Raw genomic sequence first — 17746 nt, forward strand, 5'->3', positions numbered from 1 at the left:
GGGGGTTGTTTTTTTTTTGCGGGGCCGAGGGACGCGAAACGCGCTACGCGCGCTTCGCCCCAAACGTTGCTGCGCAACCTTTGGGCCCCTCCCTTTGCCGGCCTCTCCCCGCCCCTGTCGGGGCAGCCCCTCAACAGAGGGGCTTGTTCCTCCAGACCGACCCGTAGATCCACGCCATGCGTGGATGCTCTTGGTCGCCTTTCACACTCCCGCGGCCCCTCAAACAAAACTGAACGAAACCTGAAAATTCGCTATCGTAGGCGCCTTCATTCAACGCCGCCCGATCGCCCATGAGCTCGACCGACCACGCTCACGCCGCCTGCGAGAACTGCGACACCGCCCTGCATGGCCATTACTGCCATCGCTGCGGGCAATCGGCGCACAACCCGCTCAAGCATGTCGGCCACGCCATCGAGGAAGTGTTCGAATCCTTCTGGCACCTGGATGGGCGCATCTTCCGCACGCTGCGCGACCTCTGGGTGCCCGGCCGCATCGCGCTGAACTACCTCAAGGGCCGCCGGGTGGGATACGTACAACCACTGCGGCTGTTCGTCATCCTCACGTTGTTCACCTTCTTCGTCGGCAAGCTGTTCGTACACGTCGACGATTTCGGTGTGGGCGGCGGACGCGACTCGGTGTACGCCAAGGCCACCACCGTGGAACAGGTCGAAGCCGCACGCGCACGACAGCTGGCGCTGATCGACCAACAGCAGGCCAGCTCCCCCGCCACCGGCAACGCCGGCTTCGCCATGGCGAAAGCCGCAGTGAATGCCGCCGCCGCACAGCGCAAGGCAGAGCTCGAGGGCACCCGCTCCGTCGCCCCTGCTGAAACCACCACGGGCGGATACGGCACCTTCTTCGATCACACCGTCAACGGCAAACCCTGGGATGCGGACAGCAATCCCATCGTCCTCGATGGTTGGCCGCAGTTCGCCAACCGATGGCTCAACAAGCGCCTGCAGAACGGCAACACCAACATCAAGCGCATGGGCGGCAAGGCTGATCTCTACATGCAGGCGATCCTCACCGCACTGCCGGGCGCCCTGTTCTTCCTGATGCCGGTGTTCGCACTGGTGCTGCGCATCGCCTACCTCCGTCGACCGATGGGCTATCTCGAGCACCTGGTGGTCGCCCTCTACAGCCACTGCTGGCTGATGATGGTGCTGCTGGCAACGTTCCTCGTCGCCGGCATCGGCAATGCCTTCGCATCACCCACGATCGCCACACTCAGCCAATGGCTGTATGCCCTGCTGTGGCTGGCGGTTCCGGTGTACCTGCTGTGGATGCAGCAGCGCGTGTATGGCGGCAACAAGGCGTTCACCGTACTGCGCTACCTCGCCATCGGCGGCGTGTACCTGTTCCTGGTGACCTTCGTGGTGATGTACGCGGCGCTGGCGGGCATTTCGGCCTGAGCGAAAACACGCATGGCGTCTCACCCCTGAATCCGCGTGTGGCGTGGATCCACTGCGGATCGACTATCGTGGGCGCATGAAACTCCGCCTCTACCGCCCCGCGGATGCCAGCGCCTGCCTGTCGATCTTCGACAGCAACGTGCCCACGTACTTCGCCGCGGAAGAGCGCAGCGACTTCGAACGCTTCCTGCTCGTGCAGGCGGTGGACTTTGCCTTCCAGGTCATCGAGCGCGACGGCAACATCGTAGCCTGTGGCGGCCTGTCGTGCCGTGGCGATGGCAGCGCCGGCTTCTGCTGGGGCATGGTCCAGCGCGCGCTGCACCGGCAGGGCATCGGCCGCGAGCTGACGCTGGCACGTCTGCGCCAGGCCGAGGCGGACTCGTCGATCACGCACATCACGCTCAGCACCAGCCAGCACACGCAAGGGTTCTATGCCGGCCTCGGCTTCTACGTGACACGGGTGGTGCCCGATGGCCACGGCGCCGGGATCGACGCCGTGGAGATGGAGCGGAGGGTATAGCCTTCCGCCCCTCCCCGGATCCACGGCGTGCGTGGGTCCGCTGCCGGCCTACTCCCCTCAGAAGCCCACGCGCAGGTTGATCTGCCCGCCGACATCGCGGCGGCCATCACCGTGCTGGCCCTGCACGAACATCGACAGCTGGCTGTTGCGGCCCAACCCGACCGCCACGCCGACCTGGCTGACCAGCGCATTGCGCGCCATCACCGCGCTGTAGACGTCGAAGGCATCGCCACCCACCGCGAAGCGGTTGCGGCTGGCCACGTCGGTGTCACCGGAGGCGTGCTGCCACCCCAGGCCGACGGTCAGCTGTGCCGGGAAACGCTCGCCGCTGCCCACGTCCCAGCGGCCCCGCACGCCCACCGTGCTGACATTGAGCGCGTCCTTGCCGCCTTCCAGCACCAGCGCAGCGCTGCCGCCCTGCTCCGTCGCACGATCGCTGTCGACCCAGTGCTTGGTGAACTGCACGTACGGCTGCAGTTGGGTCCTGCCGTGGGTCCAGGTCCAGCTGCCCTCCACCTGGGCGATGGTCACATCCGAATCCTGGCGGCTGTGCAGGGTCTGGCCCAGCAACGGCACCTCACGGGTGGTGCGCGTGCGGTAATCGCCGCGCGACACGCTGCCGCCCACCGCGAAGCCGTTGTTCCACTCGCCCTGTGCATACAGGCCGAAGGTGGTACCGCGCAGGCGGGCACGCGAGTTGCGATCGTACAGCCGTGTATCCAACCGCTCGCTGCCTGCGGCCGCACCCAGCACCACGTGCTCACCCAGCTGCCAGTCCACGCCGGCCATCACCGCATTGCGGTTGGAACGGATCTCGTCGCCGTTGCCATCGCCATCCTGCTTGAACACCTTGCCGCTGCCGGCCAGCCACGCCGAAGCGCGCTCGCCACGCACGGTGGGCAACTCGCTGCCCAGGCGCTGGCGGATGCCTTCTTCCAGGTAGTTGTCATACAGCAGCACCGCACGGCTGGCCGCATGCACTTCGCCGGAGAGCTGGTCGAATGCGCTGCGCGCAGTGCCGGCGTCGTACATCAGCAGCGTGTTGTACAGGCCCAGCGCCGGACCGCTCTGCGGCAGGCTGTCCAGCGCCGCAGCCGTGTTGTACTGGTTGCGCGTCTTCGCCACGGTGGTGAACGCTGCGGTCTGCGCCACATCGATCTTCAGGTTGGCGGTGTTCGCGGTGTAGACCGGGGTGATGGTCAGGAAGGCCGACGGCGTGGTCGCCGCGGCGAACTGGCCGCTGACGCCGCCGCCCGCATTGACCACCGTGTACTGCTGGCCCTGCTGGTAGCTGGTGCTCGGCGAAATGGTATTCACCTGCACGGTGCTGCCGCCCACATTGGCGCTGCCTCCCACCTGCACCGTGTCGCTGCCGGTGGCGCCCAGATCGATACCCAGCGTACTGCCCGGCGACAGGGTCAGGTTGCCACCGATGGTGATGGTACCGACGCCATTGCCGGTGCCACTGCCGTTGCCCGGGCCATTGCCCGGCGACAGCACGCCGCCGCTGGATACGGTCACGCCACCACCGGTACCGCCGATGGTGCCGGTGCCGGACAAGCCGGTGCCGCTGCCGATGGTCCACTGGCCACCGATGGTGCCGGTGACATTGAGGCCACCGCCGGTGACCTGGCCGGTGCCGCTGAAGCCGCCGCTGTTGCCACCAAGGTTCAGGCCGCCCGGGCCGGCCTGCACGATGCTGCCACCGCCACTGATGCTGCCGCCCAGTGTCGTGGTGCCCCCCGTGTTGATGACCAGGCCGCCGTTGTTGGTGATGTTGCCGGTGATCGAACCACTGGCGCCGCCATTGCCAACCTGCACGGTGCCACCGGCATTGATGGTGGTGCCACCGGTATAGGTGTTGTTGCCGGTGAGGGTGACGGTGCCGCTGCCGGCCTGGGTCAGGCCGCCGCTGCCGCTGATGGTTCCGCCGACGGTGGTGTTGCCGCCGACGTTGAGCACCAGGCTGCCATTGTTGGTGACGTTGCCGGTGATCGCGCCGCTGGCGCCCCCATTGCCGACCTGCAGCGTGCCGCCCGCGTTGATGGTGGTCCCGCCGGTATAGGTATTGTTACCGGTCAGGGTCACCGTGCCACTGCCGGCCTGGGTCAGGCCGCCGCTGCCGCTGATCGCCCCGCCGACGGTGGTGTTTCCACCCACGTTGAACACCAGACTACCGTTGTTGGTGACGCTGCCGCCGATCGCTCCGGTGGCGCCGCCATTGCCCACCTGCAGCGTACCACCGGCGTTGATGGTGGTCGGGCCGGTGTAGGTATTGTTGCCGGTCAGGGTCAGCGTGCCGCTGCCCGCCTGGGTCAGGCCACCGCTGCCGCTGATGGTTCCGCCCAGCGTGGTGTTGCCGGCCACGCCGGACACCAGCGAGCCATTGTTGGTGATGTCACCGACGATGGAACCCGTTGCTCCGCCGTTACCCAGCTGCAGCGTGCCACCGGTATTGATGGTGGTGCCGCCGGTGTAGGTATTGGTACCGGTCAGTACCAGCGTGCCGCTGCCCGCCTGGGTCAGGCCACCGCTGCCGCTGATAGTGCCGCCCAGCAGGGTGTTGCCTGCAACGTTGGAGATCAGTGCGCCATTGTTGGTGATATCACCGGTGATCGCACCGCTGGCACCGCCGTTGCCCACCTGCAGCGTACCGCCCGCATTGATGGTGGTGCCGCCGCTGTAGGTGTTGTTGCCGACCAGGGTCAGCACGCCACTGCCGGCCTGGGTCAGGCCGCCACTGCCACTGATCGCACCGCCGACGGTGGTATTGCCCGCCACGTCGAACACCAGGCTGCCGTTGTTGGCGACGTTGCCGGTGATCGCACCGGTCGCACCGCCGTTGCCCACTTGCAGCGTGCCACCGGTATTGATGGTGGTACCGCCGGTGTAGGTGTTGTTGCCGGTCAGGGTCAGCGTGCCGCTGCCGGCCTGGGTCAGGCCGCCACTGCCACTGATGGTGCCGCCCAGCGTGGTGTTGCCGGCGACGTTGGATACCAGTGCGCCGTTGTTGCTGATGTCACCGACGATCGCGCCGGTCGCACCGCCATTGCCGACCTGCAGCGTGCCGCCCGTATTGATGGTGGTGCCGCCGGTGTAGGTGTTGTTGCCGGTCAGCACCAGCGTACCGCTGCCGGCCTGGGTCAGGCCGCCGCTGCCGCTGACCACGCCACCCACGGTTGCGGTGGTGCCGAGGTTGTAGACCAGGCTGCCATTGTTGGTGATGTCACCCAGTACCGACCCGGTGCTGCCGCCATTGCCGATCTGCAGCGTGCTGCCGCCGTTGATGGTGGTGCCACCGGTGTAGGTATTGCTGCCGGTCAGGGTAAGCGTGCCGGTACCGCCCTGCACCAGGCCGCCGGTACCACTGAGCACACCGCCGAACGTAGTGTTGCCATTGTTGCCGCCGGTGCTCAGGGTTGCGCCACCCAGCAGCACGCTGGACCCGGTCACACCCGCCAGGCCGCCGATGCTCTGGTTGCCGCCGGCACTGATATCCAGTGTCCCGGTACCGGCCAGGTTGACCGTGCTGGCACCGGACAGGCTGCCACCGGCCGCCACCGCCAGCGTTCCGCTGTTGATGGTGGTGGTGCCGGTATAGGTGCTGGCACCACCGAGGGTGACCGTCGAGGCACCGTCCTTCAGCAGGCCGCCGGCACCACCGATCGCACCATTCAAGGTCAGCGCGTTGCTGCCAGGCAAGGTCAGCGTGCCGCTGGCCAGCTGTATGCCATTGGCCAGGGTCAATGCCGTGGTGCCGTCCAGCGTGGCGTTTCCGCCCACCGTCAGCGTGCCGGTTCCCAGCGCGTTGTTGTTGCCCAGGGCAAGGCCACCGGCGTTGAGCGCCACGCCACCGCTGAAGGTATTGTTGCCGCTCAGCGTCTGCACGCCGGCACCGTTCTTGACCAGGCCGCCGGTACCGGTGATGTCACCAGCGAACGTGGTGTTGCCCGCGCCACCGAGTGTCAGCGTGCTGCCACCCAGCGACACCGTGCTGCCGGCCACGCCGGCCAGCGAGCCGATGGACTGCGCGCCCCCTGCACTGATGTCGAAGGCGGTACCGGCATTGGCCAGGGTCACTGCGCCGGTCGCGGCCAGGCTGCCGCCCGCGCCGATCGCCAGCGTGCCGGCATTGATCGTAGTGCCACCGGTGAAGGTGTTGGTGCCGGTCAGGGTCTCGGTGCCGCTGCCTTCCTTGACCAGCCCACCGGTGCCGCCGATCGAACCACTGAATGTGCCGTTGCTGGCATCACCGATCGTCAGCGTATTGGCGCCCAGGTTCACCGTGCCGTTGCCGATCAGGGTGCCGAAGGTCTGCGTGCCATTGCCTGCCGACAGATCGAAGGTCGCGCCCGAAGCCAGGTTGACGATGCCACCGGCGTGCAGGCTCGCGCCTGCGCCCAACGCCAGCGTACCGGCATTGATGAAGGTGCCTCCGGTGTAGCTGTTGGTGCCGTTCAAGGTCAGCGTCGCGGCGCCTTCCTTGGTCAGCGAGCCGGCGCCACTCAGGTTGCCGTTGAAGGTGAGGTTGTTGCTGCCCAGTACGGTCAGCCCGCTGTTGAGGATGAAGTTGTTGGCCAGCGTCACTGCGGTGTTCGAATCGAGCGTGGCATTGCCACCCACCGTTACCGCGCCGGTGCCCAGCGCAGCGTTGTTGCCGAGCACCAGGCCACCGGCATTGAGCGTTACGCCACCACTGAAGGTGCTCGCGCCATTGAGCGTCTGCACGCCGGCACCATTCTTGATCAGGCCACCGTTGCCGCTGATCGCGCCGTTGAAGGTGCTGTCCACCGTGCCGCCCAGGCTCAGCGTGCTGCCACCGAGTGCCACCGTGCTGCCTGCCACGCCGGCCAGCGAACCGATGGTCTGGTTGCCCGCAGAGATATCGAGGGTACCGGTACCTGCCAGGTTCACCGCGCCGGTCGATGCCAGGCTGCCACCAGCACCGATGGCCAGCGTGCCGCTGTTGATGGTGGTGCCTCCGGTGTAGGTATTCGCACCGGTCAGGGTCACGGTCGCCGCACCGTTCTTGATCAGGCCGCCGGTACCGGAAATCACACCGCCCAGCGTCAGCGCGTTGCTGCCCAGAAGATCGAGAGTGACACCCGCTGCGAGCCCAATGTTGTTGCCCAGAGTGACACCCGTCGAAGCGTCCAGCGTCGCGTTGCCGCCGACCGACAACGCGCCACCGCCCAGCGCAGCACCGTTGCCGACCACCAGGCCACCGCCGCTGAGTGCGACGCCACCGCTGAACAGATTTGTGCCGCCTAGGGTCAGGACGCCAGCTCCGTTCTTGACCAGGCCGCCGGTGCCTGAAATCGCACCGTCGAACACGCTGTTGGCCACCCCGCCGAGGATCAGCGACTGCGCGCCCAGGCTCACGTTGGAGCCAGCTACGCCGGCCAGCGAACCAATGGTCTGGTCGGCGCCGGATGTCGAGATGTCGAAGCCGGTCCCCGGTGCAGCAAGCGTCACCGCACCGGTTGCCGCCAGGCTGCCACCCGGGCCGATCGCCAGCGTACCGGCATTGATCAGCGTGCCGCCGGTATAGGTGTTGGTTCCGGTCAGGGTTTCAGTGCCGGCACCGACCTTGGTCAGGCCACCGGTACCGGTGATCGAACCGCTGAAGGTGCCATTGCTCGCCCCACCCACCTCGATCGCATTGGCGCCGAGGTTGATTGTGCCGTTGCCGATCAGGGTGCCGAACTGCTGCGTGCCGTTGCCCGCAGACAGATCCAGCGTGGCGCCGGTGGCGAGGTTGACCGTGCCGGTTGCCGACAGGCTGGCATTGGCGCCCAGCGCCAGCGTACCGGCGTTGATGTTGGTGCCACCGGTGTAAGTGTTGGCGCCGTTCAAGGTCAGCGTCGCGCCGCCCTCCTTGGTCAGGCTGCCCGTACCGGACAGAACGCCATTGAGGGTCAATGCGTTTGTGCCGAGCACGGTCAGCCCGGCATTGAGCGCGATGTTGTTGGCCAGCGTGGCCAGCCCGGTGGTGTCCAGCGTCGACGCACCGCCGACAGTGAGCGTACCGGTACCCAGCGCGGCATCGTTGCCCAGCACCAGGCCACCGGCATCGAGCGTCACGCCGCCACCAAAGGTGTTGGCGCCGGACAGGGTCTGTACGCCCGCACCCACCTTCACCAGGCCGCCGCTGCCACTGATGACGCCACCGAAGGCGGCGTTGCTGGCGGTGCCGAAGGTCAACGAATTACCCCCCAGCGCCAGCGTGGTTCCACCCACGCCATTGAGCGCGCCGATGGTCTGGCTGCCGCCCGCACCGGAGATATCGAAAGCGGCGCCGGCGTTACCCAGAGTGACATCCCCCGCCGCGGCAAGGCTGCCGCCCAGGCCCAGTGCCAGCGTGCCGTCATTGATGGTGGTACCACCGGTATAGGTGTTGGCAGCGGACAGCGTCAGCGTGGTTGCACCGTTCTTGATCAGGCTGCCGTCGCCATCGATCACCCCCGACAATGTCAGCGTGTTGCTGCCCGGCAGGGTCAGCGCAACACCCGAGGCCAGGTTGATCGCATTGCCCAGGCTGACGCCGGCACCTGCATCCAGCGTGGTGCTGGCATTCACCGCCAGCGCGCCACCGCCCAGTGCGCCGTTGGCGCCGACCACCAGCCCACCACCGTTCAAGGTCAGGCCACCGCCGAAGGTATTGGTGTTGTTGAGGGTAAGCAGGCCGGTACCGTTCTTGACCAGGCTGCCGTTGCCCGCCACGACGCCGCCCAGGGTGACGTCATTGCTGCCGCCCAGCGTCAACTGCGTGCCGTTGCCGAAGTTCACTGCATTGGCCAGGTTCACCGCCACCGTGTTGTCCAGCGTGGTGGTGCCTCCGATCGCCAGCGCCCCGGTTCCCAGCGCCCCCGTGTTGCCAAGAACCAGGCCACCGGCATTCAGTGCGACACCGCCGACGAAGGTATTCGCGCCGGACAGCGTCTGTACGCCGGTGCCGGTCTTGACCAGCCCGCCACTGCCATCGATGACGCCGGCAAAGCTGCCATTGCTGGCGCCGCCGAAGGTGAGTGACTGCGTACCCAGCGCAACCTGGCTGCCGGCCACGCCGTTCAACGCGCCGATGGTCTGGTTGGCGCCCGCCGCGGAGATATCCAGGGTTGCACCTGCACCGGCAAGATCCACGGCGCCGCCTGCGGCGAGGCCGCCGCCGGCACCGAGTGCGAGCGTACCGGCGTTGACCGTGGCTCCGCCCACGAAGGTGTTGGCTCCGGACAGCGTCAGCGTCGAGGCACCGTTCTTGATCAGGCCACCGGTCCCGCCCACCACACCGGTCAGTGTCAGGTTGTTGCTGCCCGGCAGGGTCAGCGTGTTGGCGCCCAGGTTCACTGCATTGGCCAACGTCACCGCAGCGCCGGCATCCAGCGAAACGTTGCCGCCGATGTTCAACGCCCCCGTGCCGAGCGCGCCGTTGGCACCGACCGACAGGCCACCGGCATTCAACGCAAGGCCACCGCTGAAGAGATTGCTGTTGTTCAACGAGAGCACGCCGGTTCCGGTCTTGATCAGGCCGCCGGTGCCCGTGACCAGGCCGCCCAGGGCCGTGTTCTGGTTGCTGGTCAGGCTCAACTGCGCGCCGGCATCGAGATCGATTGCATTGGTCAGGTTCAAGGCCACCGAGCTGTCGAGTGTGGCGTTTGCACCGACTGCAAGCAGTCCGGTTCCAAGCGCGCCGGCATTGCCCAGCATCAGGCCGCCGCCATTGAGCGTCAGGCCACCGGCGAAGGTGTTGGCACCGTTGAGGGTGAGCGTGCTGGCACCGTTCTTGACCAGGCCGCCCGCACCGGACACCACCCCGCCGAGCGTGATCGCCTGCGAACCCGGCAGCGACAACACCGCCCCGCTGCCGAGGGCCACGTTGTTGGCCAGGTTCAGCGCCGCGCTGCCGTCCAGCGACGCGCTGCCCCCCACATTCAACACGCCACTGCCAAGTGCGCCACTGTTGCCGAGCAGCAGGCTGCCGGCGTTGAGCGTCAGGCCACCGCTGAAGGTGTTGGTGCCATTCAAGGTCAGCAGCGAGGCGCCGTTCTTGGTCAGGCTGCCGGTGCCGGTGATGTTGCCGCCCAACGTGAGGTTCTGGCTGCCCGGCAGGGTCAGCGCCGCACCCAGGTTGATGGCATTGCCGAGGTTCAATGCTGCGGACCCATCGAGCGTACCGTTTCCGCTGACGGTCAACGCGCCACTGCCGATTGCACTGTTGTTGCCCAGCAGCAGGCCGCCTGCGGCCAGGTTCAGGCCACCGCTGAACGTATTGGCGCCGCTCAGCGTCTGCGTGCCGGTTCCCTGCTTGACCAGTCCACCGGTGCCACCGATCACCCCGGCGAACGTCTGGTTGGTGGCATCACCGAAGGTGAGCGTGCTGCCGCCCAGCGTCACAGTGCTGCCGGCAATGCCGGACAAGGCACCGATGGTCTGGTTGCCTCCGGCCGAGATATCCAGGTCCGCGCCGGCACCGGCCAGGCTGACCGCACCACCGGCGGCCAGGCTTCCGCCGCTGCCCACCGCCACCTTGCCCGCGTTGATCGCCAGGCCACCGGTGAAGGTATTCGCACCCCCCAGCGTCAGCGTGGCCGCTCCGTTCTTGACCAGGCTGCCGGTACCACCGATGGCACCGCCCAGGGTCAGCGCATTGCTGCCCAGCACATTCAGCAGCCCGCCCACGCCAAGGTTGATGCCATTGCCCACGCTCAGCGCAGACCCTGCATCCAGCGTCACCGCACCGCCGACGTTCAGGGCGCCGGTTCCGAGCGCAGCGGCATTGCCGAGCACCAGGCCACCGGCAGCAAGTGACAGCCCACCACTGAAGGTGTTGGCGTTGTTGAGGGTCAGGGTGGTCGCACCGTTCTTGACCAGGCTGCCGGTCCCACCGATCACGCCGTTGAACGTAAGTGCCTGGCTGCCGGACAGGTTGAGGATGCTACCCGCCCCGAGATTGACCGTGTTGCCGAGCGCAAGCGCGCCCGTGGTGCCATCCAGCGTCACGTTGCCGCCGACGCTGAGCGCACCGCTGCCCAGCGCAGCCGCGTTGCCCAGCAGCAGGCCACCGGCATTGAGCGCCACGCCGCCACTGAGATTGTTGACGCCTGACAGGGTCTGCACGCCGGAGCCGAGCTTGACCAGGCCACCCGTGCCTGCTGCGAACGTGCCGCTGTAGCTGGTATTGCCCAGCCCGCCGAGCGTGAGCGTGCGGCTGCCAAGGTTGACCGAGCCGCCAAGCCCAGCCAGCGAACCGATGGTCTGGTTGCCCGCTGCAGACAGGTCAAGGCTGGTGCCGATGCCGACCGTGATCGCACCGGTGGGCGACAGGGTGCCACCCGCGCCCAGTGCCAACGCACCTCCGGCCAGGTTGAAATTGCCGGTCAGCGAATTGGCGCCGTTCAAGGTCAGGGTGCCGGCACCGTTCTTGGTCAGATTGCCGGCACCGGAGATCGAGCCGTTCAATGACAACGCATTGCTGCCCAGCAGGTTCAGCGCGCCGCCACCATTGATCACCAGGTTGTTGGCCAGGCTGAAGCCGGCCGTCGTATCCAGCGAGGCGCTGCCACCGACGGTCAGGCTGCCACTGCCGAGCGCCCCGGCATTGCCCAGCACCAGGCCGCCGGCATTGAGGTTGACGCCACCGCTGAACAGGTTCGCGCCGCCCAGGGTGACGATGCCGGTGTTGTTCACCGTCAGCCCGCCGGTACCGGACAACAGGCCCCCCAGGCCGAAGCCCTGGGCACCAGCCAGGGTCAACCCGCCATTGAGGGTGAAATTGTTGCCCAGCGACAGCCCCGCACCGCTCGCCGCAATCGAACCACCAGTGACGGTGAACAGGCCGGTACCGAATGAGGTGTTGCTGTTGAAGTTCACCACGCCACCGCCGAGGGTGATCGCGCCCGTGCCCGACCACGGCCCCTGCAGGTTCCAGGTGCCGCTGTTGACGGTCAGCTTCTGGAAGCCGATGTAGTTGGTCCAGCCGATGCTCGACACAGGCCCGTTGTTGCTGGCGTTGTCCTGCAGCACCAGGGTGTTGTTGGCGGCACCGGCGCCGACGCCTGCATCAACCGTGCCTGCCGCTGCGACCTTCACCCCGGTTACGCCAGCGAGCACGCCGGCAGGTGCGCTACCGCCACCGGTAACCACGCTGGACCCTGCCACGGCAGTGAAGGTATTGCCGCCTGCGGAATCGCCCAGATGCACACTGCCGGTGATCGTGCCCGCATTGGTGAACGTATTGCCTGTCAAAGCAGCGGTCGAAGCACCGAGGCCGACACGGCCGGTGATGCTGCCACGGTTGGTCACGTTGGCCTGTGCCCCGCCATAGGTCACCACCGACGTCGCATCCGCAAGCTGCCCTACCCCCAGCAGCGACATTCCAATCGCACCATCATTGACCAGCGTGGTGGTCCCACCTGCGGCATTCTGCGCGGTTATCGCCTGGCCGCCGAAGCCCAGCAAGGTGCCGATGTTGAAGATGCCCTTGATCTCGCCGCCGGTCTGGTTGTTGACCGCGATCGTGCTGCCACCGGCGGTGTTGTTGCCGACCACCAGGCCGGCCGCCGCCAGGCTGAGCCCACCGGTCAGGAACGGATCGATCGTGCCGGCGTTGTTGACCGTGGTGTTACTGCCGCTCAACGTCACCGCATTGCCGCCCAACAGCAGAGGCACGCTGAACACCGCGCCACTGGCGATGTTCAACGTCAGGCCGCTGCTCGGGTTGGCGTAGTTGTTGATGTTGGTGGAGCTGTCGCAGTTGACGATCGTGGTGCCTGTGCACGCTGCGAAGGCCGAACCGCTGGCCAGGGTCGCCGCCAGTGCGACCGCCAGCTGATGCGCCCGCAGTCGTGGTGGCCGCTTCGCGGTAACCGCACTTCCGCCGGGATTCTGGGCGACCTCCGATGCAACCTGCATTACGCCAAGGGCGCGATTGAAAACCAGACGGTAAATGCGGTTCATCGGTAAATCTCCATGAAAAGACCGGATGGCACTGCGGGCAGGTTTTTTTGAAGACGATGCGGCGCATCCCGGCTCCCGATGCGGGAACAAGGCCTGCCGGCATTAACTTCTGAAAATCTCAAATCTTCACGCGGGCGCGCAGCGAAGACGACGCGTCAGCGTATCCGCCGGAGCGAAAACTCCCCGATTCCGCTCGACGAATGGCGGCACTGTGCGACGGGCGCCGACAGTGCCGCGTGAATCACCCACATAATTTTCATGACGTGCGTCAAATAAAATACGTGAATGAATTTATTTTGCCGAAAATGCACATTCCCTATTCACGGAAAACACCCAGAGCGCAAATATAACCGCGCGGATAAACTCTCAGCTGCTGGAGAGTTTCATCAAAACCAGGCCAGAAACGATAAGCACCGCTGCGCCGATCCGCATCGGGCTGACCTGCTCACCAAGGAACACAATGCCGACCACGAACGCGCCGACCGCGCCGATGCCGGTCCAGATCGTATAAGCGGTGCCCAGCGGCAGGCTGCGCATGGCCACGGCCAGCAGCCAGAAACTGGCGATCATGCCGACGATCGTGACCACGGTAGGCGTGAGCCGGGTGAAGCCTTCGGACTGCTTCATGGACACGGCCCAGACGATTTCCAGCAGGCCGGCGAACAACAGATAGATCCAGGCCATGACGGCCCTCCTCTTGGTAGGGCCAGGCCGTCCTGGTCATTGGTTCCCGATGCGGGGGAGGTCGTTCCTCCAGGCCGGCATTCTAGCAACGGGGGTGCGCCCCGGCCGCCGTTGCCGGGAACGGGTTACAGCCGATTCAGTGCGCGAAGCTGGCGTCGATGGGCCTGCCTGCGCTAGAATGCGCCTCTGCCATCAGCCAGCTGATGTGCAGTCCGGCTGTGGTCTCTGGCGCATCGCGCGCTGCTTCCCCTGATCCGTGAACTGGCCGCCCACTGGGCGGCCAACGTCTCTATGGTGGCCCCGTCGGCCCCTCGCGACGCTAGGTCGAAAATCCCGCCAGGGCCGGAAGGCAGCAACGGTATCGATCGACGCGGGCGCCGAGGTCAGCCGGCGGGGCCATCGCCTTTTCGGGCGATGCCCGCCGCTTGGGTAGACGCCAACCTTGGTTGGCGCCCTTCGCCCGGCATGGCCCGGCGCTACCGTGCTTCGGGCGTTCCCTGATGGAACAGCATCCGCCACCGTTGCCCGTGCCAGCGCCACAGCGAACTACGCAGCACCCAGCGTTGCGCCTGGCCATCCACGTGATAGCGGCTGCGGTAGCGCACCTGGGCCAGGCCACCGGCCAACAGCCGCACCGCGAACTGTTCCGACTCGATCAACAGCTGCGCCCGCTCCAGCGGAATTTCCGCCAGCGCGGCCGCACGGCCGTAGCATTGGCCGGAACTGCCGATCTCGCTGAAATCCTCGTCCAGCAATGCAGCCAGGCGCTCACGATCACCCCGCACCTGCGGTGCGTGCAGCGCGCGCTCCAGCGCCTCCAGTTCGGCAGCCAGCGCCGCATCAGCGGGCCGGCCGGTATCGTTCATGGCGGGTCCTGCGCCAGGACGTGCGCTGCGGTCGGGCTGGCCAACGGCACGCACTGCCCCGGCTGCGCCACGCGGTGCCCGCGCGCGGCCAGCGCCTGGCCGTCGGCCGCGCTGGCGTAGTGGTACAGCATCATCCGCGCCTGCAGCTCGGCGCTGTACTCGCGCTCCAGATCGGCCACGCCGGTATGCGACGGATTGCCGTGCAGGCCGCAGTCGTGGGCGATCAGTTCATTGTCATTGGCGTAGCGGGCCAGCATCTCCGGAATCGGGCGGGTATCGCCGCTCCAGGTCAGCGCGCCCTGCAGGCGCAGGCCATAGGCCGTCTCCGGCCAGTGGTGGCGCACCGGGAAGACCTCCAGGCGCACACCCTCGTGCCAGAACGCCTCACCCACCACGACCAGCTGGAAGGCATCCCAGAAGTTGGCACCGCCCTCGGCCAGCACGTTCGGGTAGTCGCCGATGCGTTTGTGCAGCAGCGGCACCACCGTGGCGGGCACATACAGACGCACCTTGCCGCGCCGGTGCGCGTTGAAGAAGGTGTCCACGAACAACCGTTCGAAGCCGGCCACGTGGTCCAGGTGCACATGGGTGACGAACAGTGCCTGCGGCATGTGCCCGTAGTGCGCCTTGAACGCGGTCAGGCCTTCACCGCCGCAATCGATGGTCAGCCACGGACGGCCATCGCGCTCGATCACCGACATCGGCGACCCCAGCTCGACCGCCGACGCATTGCCGACGCCGAGGAAACGCAACGACCAGTCCATCAGGTGCCCCGGTTCCAGGCCATGTCATAGGCGCGGCGCAGCCGCACGTAGTCCTTCTGCACGTCTTCCACGCTGCGCTCGCCGCGCAGCTTGATCAGCGAGCGCAGCAGGCGCTTGAGATTGCGTTCGCGCCAGGCCGTGGCGGGGATGCGGATGACGCCGCGGTCGAAGTCGATCAGCCAGCCATGGCCGTTGCCATCGAACAGGATGTTGTGCGCATTGAGGTCGGCATGGTCCAGGCCGGCACGGTGAAAGCGGGCGATCAGCCGGCCGGTCTCCTCCCACGGCGCCCCCCGGCCAGCGACCAGCGCCCGGTCGGCCAGCGAGCGCACACCCTCGATCCGTTCCATCAGGATCGCCGCCCGGTAGCGCAGGCCCTCACGCATGTAGAACGCCGCGATCGGTCGCGGCACCGGCAGTTTCTTCTCGCGCAGGGCACGCATCAGCCGGAACTCGGCGAAGCTGCGGGTCCGGTCCGAGCCGCGCCAGAGGTACTGGTCATGGCTGATCTTCGCCGCCAGACCACCGCGCAGATAGTGGCGCAGCACGCTGGCGCCGAACGGCGCATCGATGAACCAGGCGCTGCCGCGGCCGCCCTCACCCACCGGCCGGGCCTTGCTACCCCAGTGCTGGGGCGAGAACAGGCCGACCTCGGCTTGCCGCAGCCGCTCGCGGTCGAACAGAATGGCCCCGATGCCGCGACCCTCGCGGCATGGCGTCAGCGCTTCATTGGCGTCGAATGCGACCATCTCATTGAGTCTAACAACACATGGCATCAGCGTCCTCTTCCTTGTGCCTCCTGCGCCTGTCCGCACTCGGCGATGTCACCCACGTGGTGCCCCTGGTGCGCACGCTGCAGGCCGCGCGCCCGGACACGCCGATCCACTGGATCATCGACAAGGCCGGGCACAAGCTGCTTGATGGCCTGCCCGGCGTCACCTTCCATGCCTACGACAAGAAGAGCGGCATGGCCGGCGTCAAGGAGCTGCGCAGGCAACTGCCGCCGGGGCGCTTCGAAGCGCTGCTGCAGATGCAGGTGGCGTTCCGGGCCAACCTGCTGTCGGCCTTCATCCCGGCCGAGCGCCGCATCGGCTACGACCGCAGCCGCTCCAAGGACCTGCACGGACTGTTCATCAACGAACGCATCCCCGACCGTCGCGGCATCCATGTACTGGACGCCATCGGCAGCTTCTGCGAACCGCTGGGCCTGCGCCAGACCGAGGTCAGCTGGGACCTGGCCGTACCGCAGTCGGCCTATGAATGGGCCAACGCACAGTGGCAGGACGATGGCCGGCCGGTGCTGATGATCTCGCCGTGTTCCAGCCACGTGCGCCGCAACTGGTACGCCGATCGCTACGCTGCGGTGGCCAACCATGCGACGCAGCGCGGCTGGCAGGTGGTGCTGTGCGGAGGCCGCAGCGAGCTGGAACGCAGCATGGCCGACGCGATCCAGGCGCAGCTGCACACTCCGGCACTGGACCTGGTCGGCAAGGACACGCTCAAGCAGTTGCCCGCCCTGCTGGCCCGCGCCAACCTGGTGATGACGCCGGATTCCGGCCCGATGCACATCGCCAACGCGATGGGCGCGAAAGTCCTCGGCCTGCATGCGGCCAGCAATCCGAACCGCAGTGGCCCGTACTCGGACCGCCGTTACTGCGTGGACCGCTACGACGACGCTGCACGCAAGTACCTCGCCAAGCAGGCCGCTGATCTGAAGTGGGGCACCAAGATCGAGTTCGACGATGTGATGGAACTGATCACCGTCGAAGACGGCATCGCCGCCTTCGAGCGTTACGTCGCCGACCACCTGGGGTGAGCGGCAGGCACCATCCACGCATGGCGTGGATCTACCGCTTGGACGGGATTACGCGCGCTGCGCGTAATCCTGATACGACTTCTCTTCCACGTACGCCGAACCCAGCGCCAGGTTGATCGCCTTCTTGATGCGCGCGCGTTCGTCGTTGCGCAGGTAGACGCTGCGGGCCAGGTCGATGAAGCCCTGGTCGAACGCCTGCGCCTTCTCCTTCAGTCGGATGTCGTCCTCGATCTCCCACAGCTGCTCGTTGACCGCCTTCAGCTCGGCACGCAGCTTGGCGATGTCCTTCACCGCCGCCGGGTGCGCCATCCAGGTCTGCTCCAGCGCCGACAGCTCCCTGCGCACATTGGCCAGCTTGCCCTCGTCGCTGATGCGCTCGGACTTGATCTGCAGGATCGAGATCTTGTCCAGCAGCTCGCCGAAAGAAACGGGAACGAGGATTTCAGCGGTCATGGGGAAAGCTCCAGCAGGTGATGCAGGCAGTTTAACCCGCAGCTTGCGATGGAATGGGTAGATCCACGACATGCGTGGATGGTTCAGCTCGGCAGGAACAGCATCCACGCATGGCGTGGATCTACTGATGCATCTGGAGGAACAAGCCCCTCTGTTGAGGGGCTGCCCCGACAGGGGCGGGGAGAGGCCGGCAAAGGGAGGGGCCCACGCGTTGCGCAGCAACGTGTGGGGCGACGCGCAAAGCGCGGCGCGTCCCGCGCCCCAAAAATAAAAAA

At 66.7% G+C, this 17746-nt stretch carries 9 protein-coding genes and 1 other RNA gene; 4 read left to right on the forward strand and 6 right to left on the reverse strand.

Translation table 11 applies throughout. The annotated features are described in order from the left end of the window. Window positions 1-290 precede the first annotated feature (290 nt). Window positions 291-1412: a DUF3667 domain-containing protein gene (locus O0J73_RS15290; protein ID WP_308309072.1), complete on the forward strand. Its 1122-nt coding sequence runs from the start codon at window positions 291-293 to the stop codon at window positions 1410-1412. Window positions 1413-1488: 76 nt separating this feature from the next. Continuing rightward, window positions 1489-1932: a GNAT family N-acetyltransferase gene (locus tag O0J73_RS15295; protein WP_308309073.1), complete on the forward strand. Its 444-nt coding sequence runs from the start codon at window positions 1489-1491 to the stop codon at window positions 1930-1932. 57 nt (window positions 1933-1989) lie between these two features. Here O0J73_RS15295 and O0J73_RS15300 read toward each other — a convergent pair whose 3' ends face one another. Continuing rightward, window positions 1990-12888 carry an autotransporter-associated beta strand repeat-containing protein gene (locus O0J73_RS15300; RefSeq protein ID WP_308309074.1) on the reverse strand — a complete coding sequence of 3633 codons (10899 nt, stop codon included), beginning with the start codon at window positions 12886-12888 and terminating at the stop codon, window positions 1990-1992. A gap of 366 nt (window positions 12889-13254) precedes the next feature. Then, window positions 13255-13572: a quaternary ammonium compound efflux SMR transporter SugE gene (gene sugE, locus O0J73_RS15305; RefSeq protein WP_164138702.1), complete on the reverse strand. Its 318-nt coding sequence runs from the start codon at window positions 13570-13572 to the stop codon at window positions 13255-13257. Between the two features lie 300 nt (window positions 13573-13872). Between sugE and ffs the strand changes: the two genes are divergently transcribed. After that, window positions 13873-13969, forward strand: an RNA gene (gene ffs / locus O0J73_RS15310) — signal recognition particle sRNA small type. 79 nt (window positions 13970-14048) lie between these two features. Here the strand turns inward: ffs and O0J73_RS15315 are convergent. The 3 genes from O0J73_RS15315 to O0J73_RS15325 are packed head-to-tail and all read right to left on the reverse strand — an operon-like array spanning window position 14049 to window position 15951. Beyond that, complete coding sequence (locus tag O0J73_RS15315) at window positions 14049-14438, reverse strand: nuclear transport factor 2 family protein (RefSeq protein WP_004154610.1); 390 nt, start codon at window positions 14436-14438, stop codon at window positions 14049-14051. Next, window positions 14435-15202 carry an MBL fold metallo-hydrolase gene (locus O0J73_RS15320; protein ID WP_308309076.1) on the reverse strand — a complete coding sequence of 256 codons (768 nt, stop codon included), beginning with the start codon at window positions 15200-15202 and terminating at the stop codon, window positions 14435-14437. The genes O0J73_RS15315 and O0J73_RS15320 overlap by 4 nt, the downstream gene beginning before the upstream one ends. Next, a complete protein-coding gene (locus O0J73_RS15325) occupies window positions 15202-15951 on the reverse strand; it encodes a 3-deoxy-D-manno-octulosonic acid kinase (RefSeq protein ID WP_197563618.1) in 750 nt (249 codons plus the stop codon). The genes O0J73_RS15320 and O0J73_RS15325 overlap by 1 nt, the downstream gene beginning before the upstream one ends. A 20-nt stretch (window positions 15952-15971) precedes the next feature. Here O0J73_RS15325 and O0J73_RS15330 point away from each other — a divergent pair, with 20 nt between their 5' ends. Further along, window positions 15972-17018, forward strand: coding sequence for a glycosyltransferase family 9 protein (locus O0J73_RS15330; RefSeq protein WP_004154606.1), 1047 nt, complete (start codon window positions 15972-15974; stop codon window positions 17016-17018). Window positions 17019-17066: 48 nt separating this feature from the next. On the opposite strand, the gene O0J73_RS15335 is transcribed toward O0J73_RS15330, so the two are convergent. After that, on the reverse strand, window positions 17067-17471 hold the full coding sequence (locus O0J73_RS15335; protein WP_197586998.1) for a DUF6165 family protein: 405 nt from the start codon (window positions 17469-17471) through the stop codon (window positions 17067-17069). Window positions 17472-17746: the final 275 nt, after the last annotated feature.

It is taken from the genome of Stenotrophomonas sp. Sm6012 (assembly GCF_030985895.1).
In the GTDB taxonomy this organism is placed as follows: Bacteria; Pseudomonadota; Gammaproteobacteria; order Xanthomonadales; family Xanthomonadaceae; genus Stenotrophomonas; species Stenotrophomonas forensis.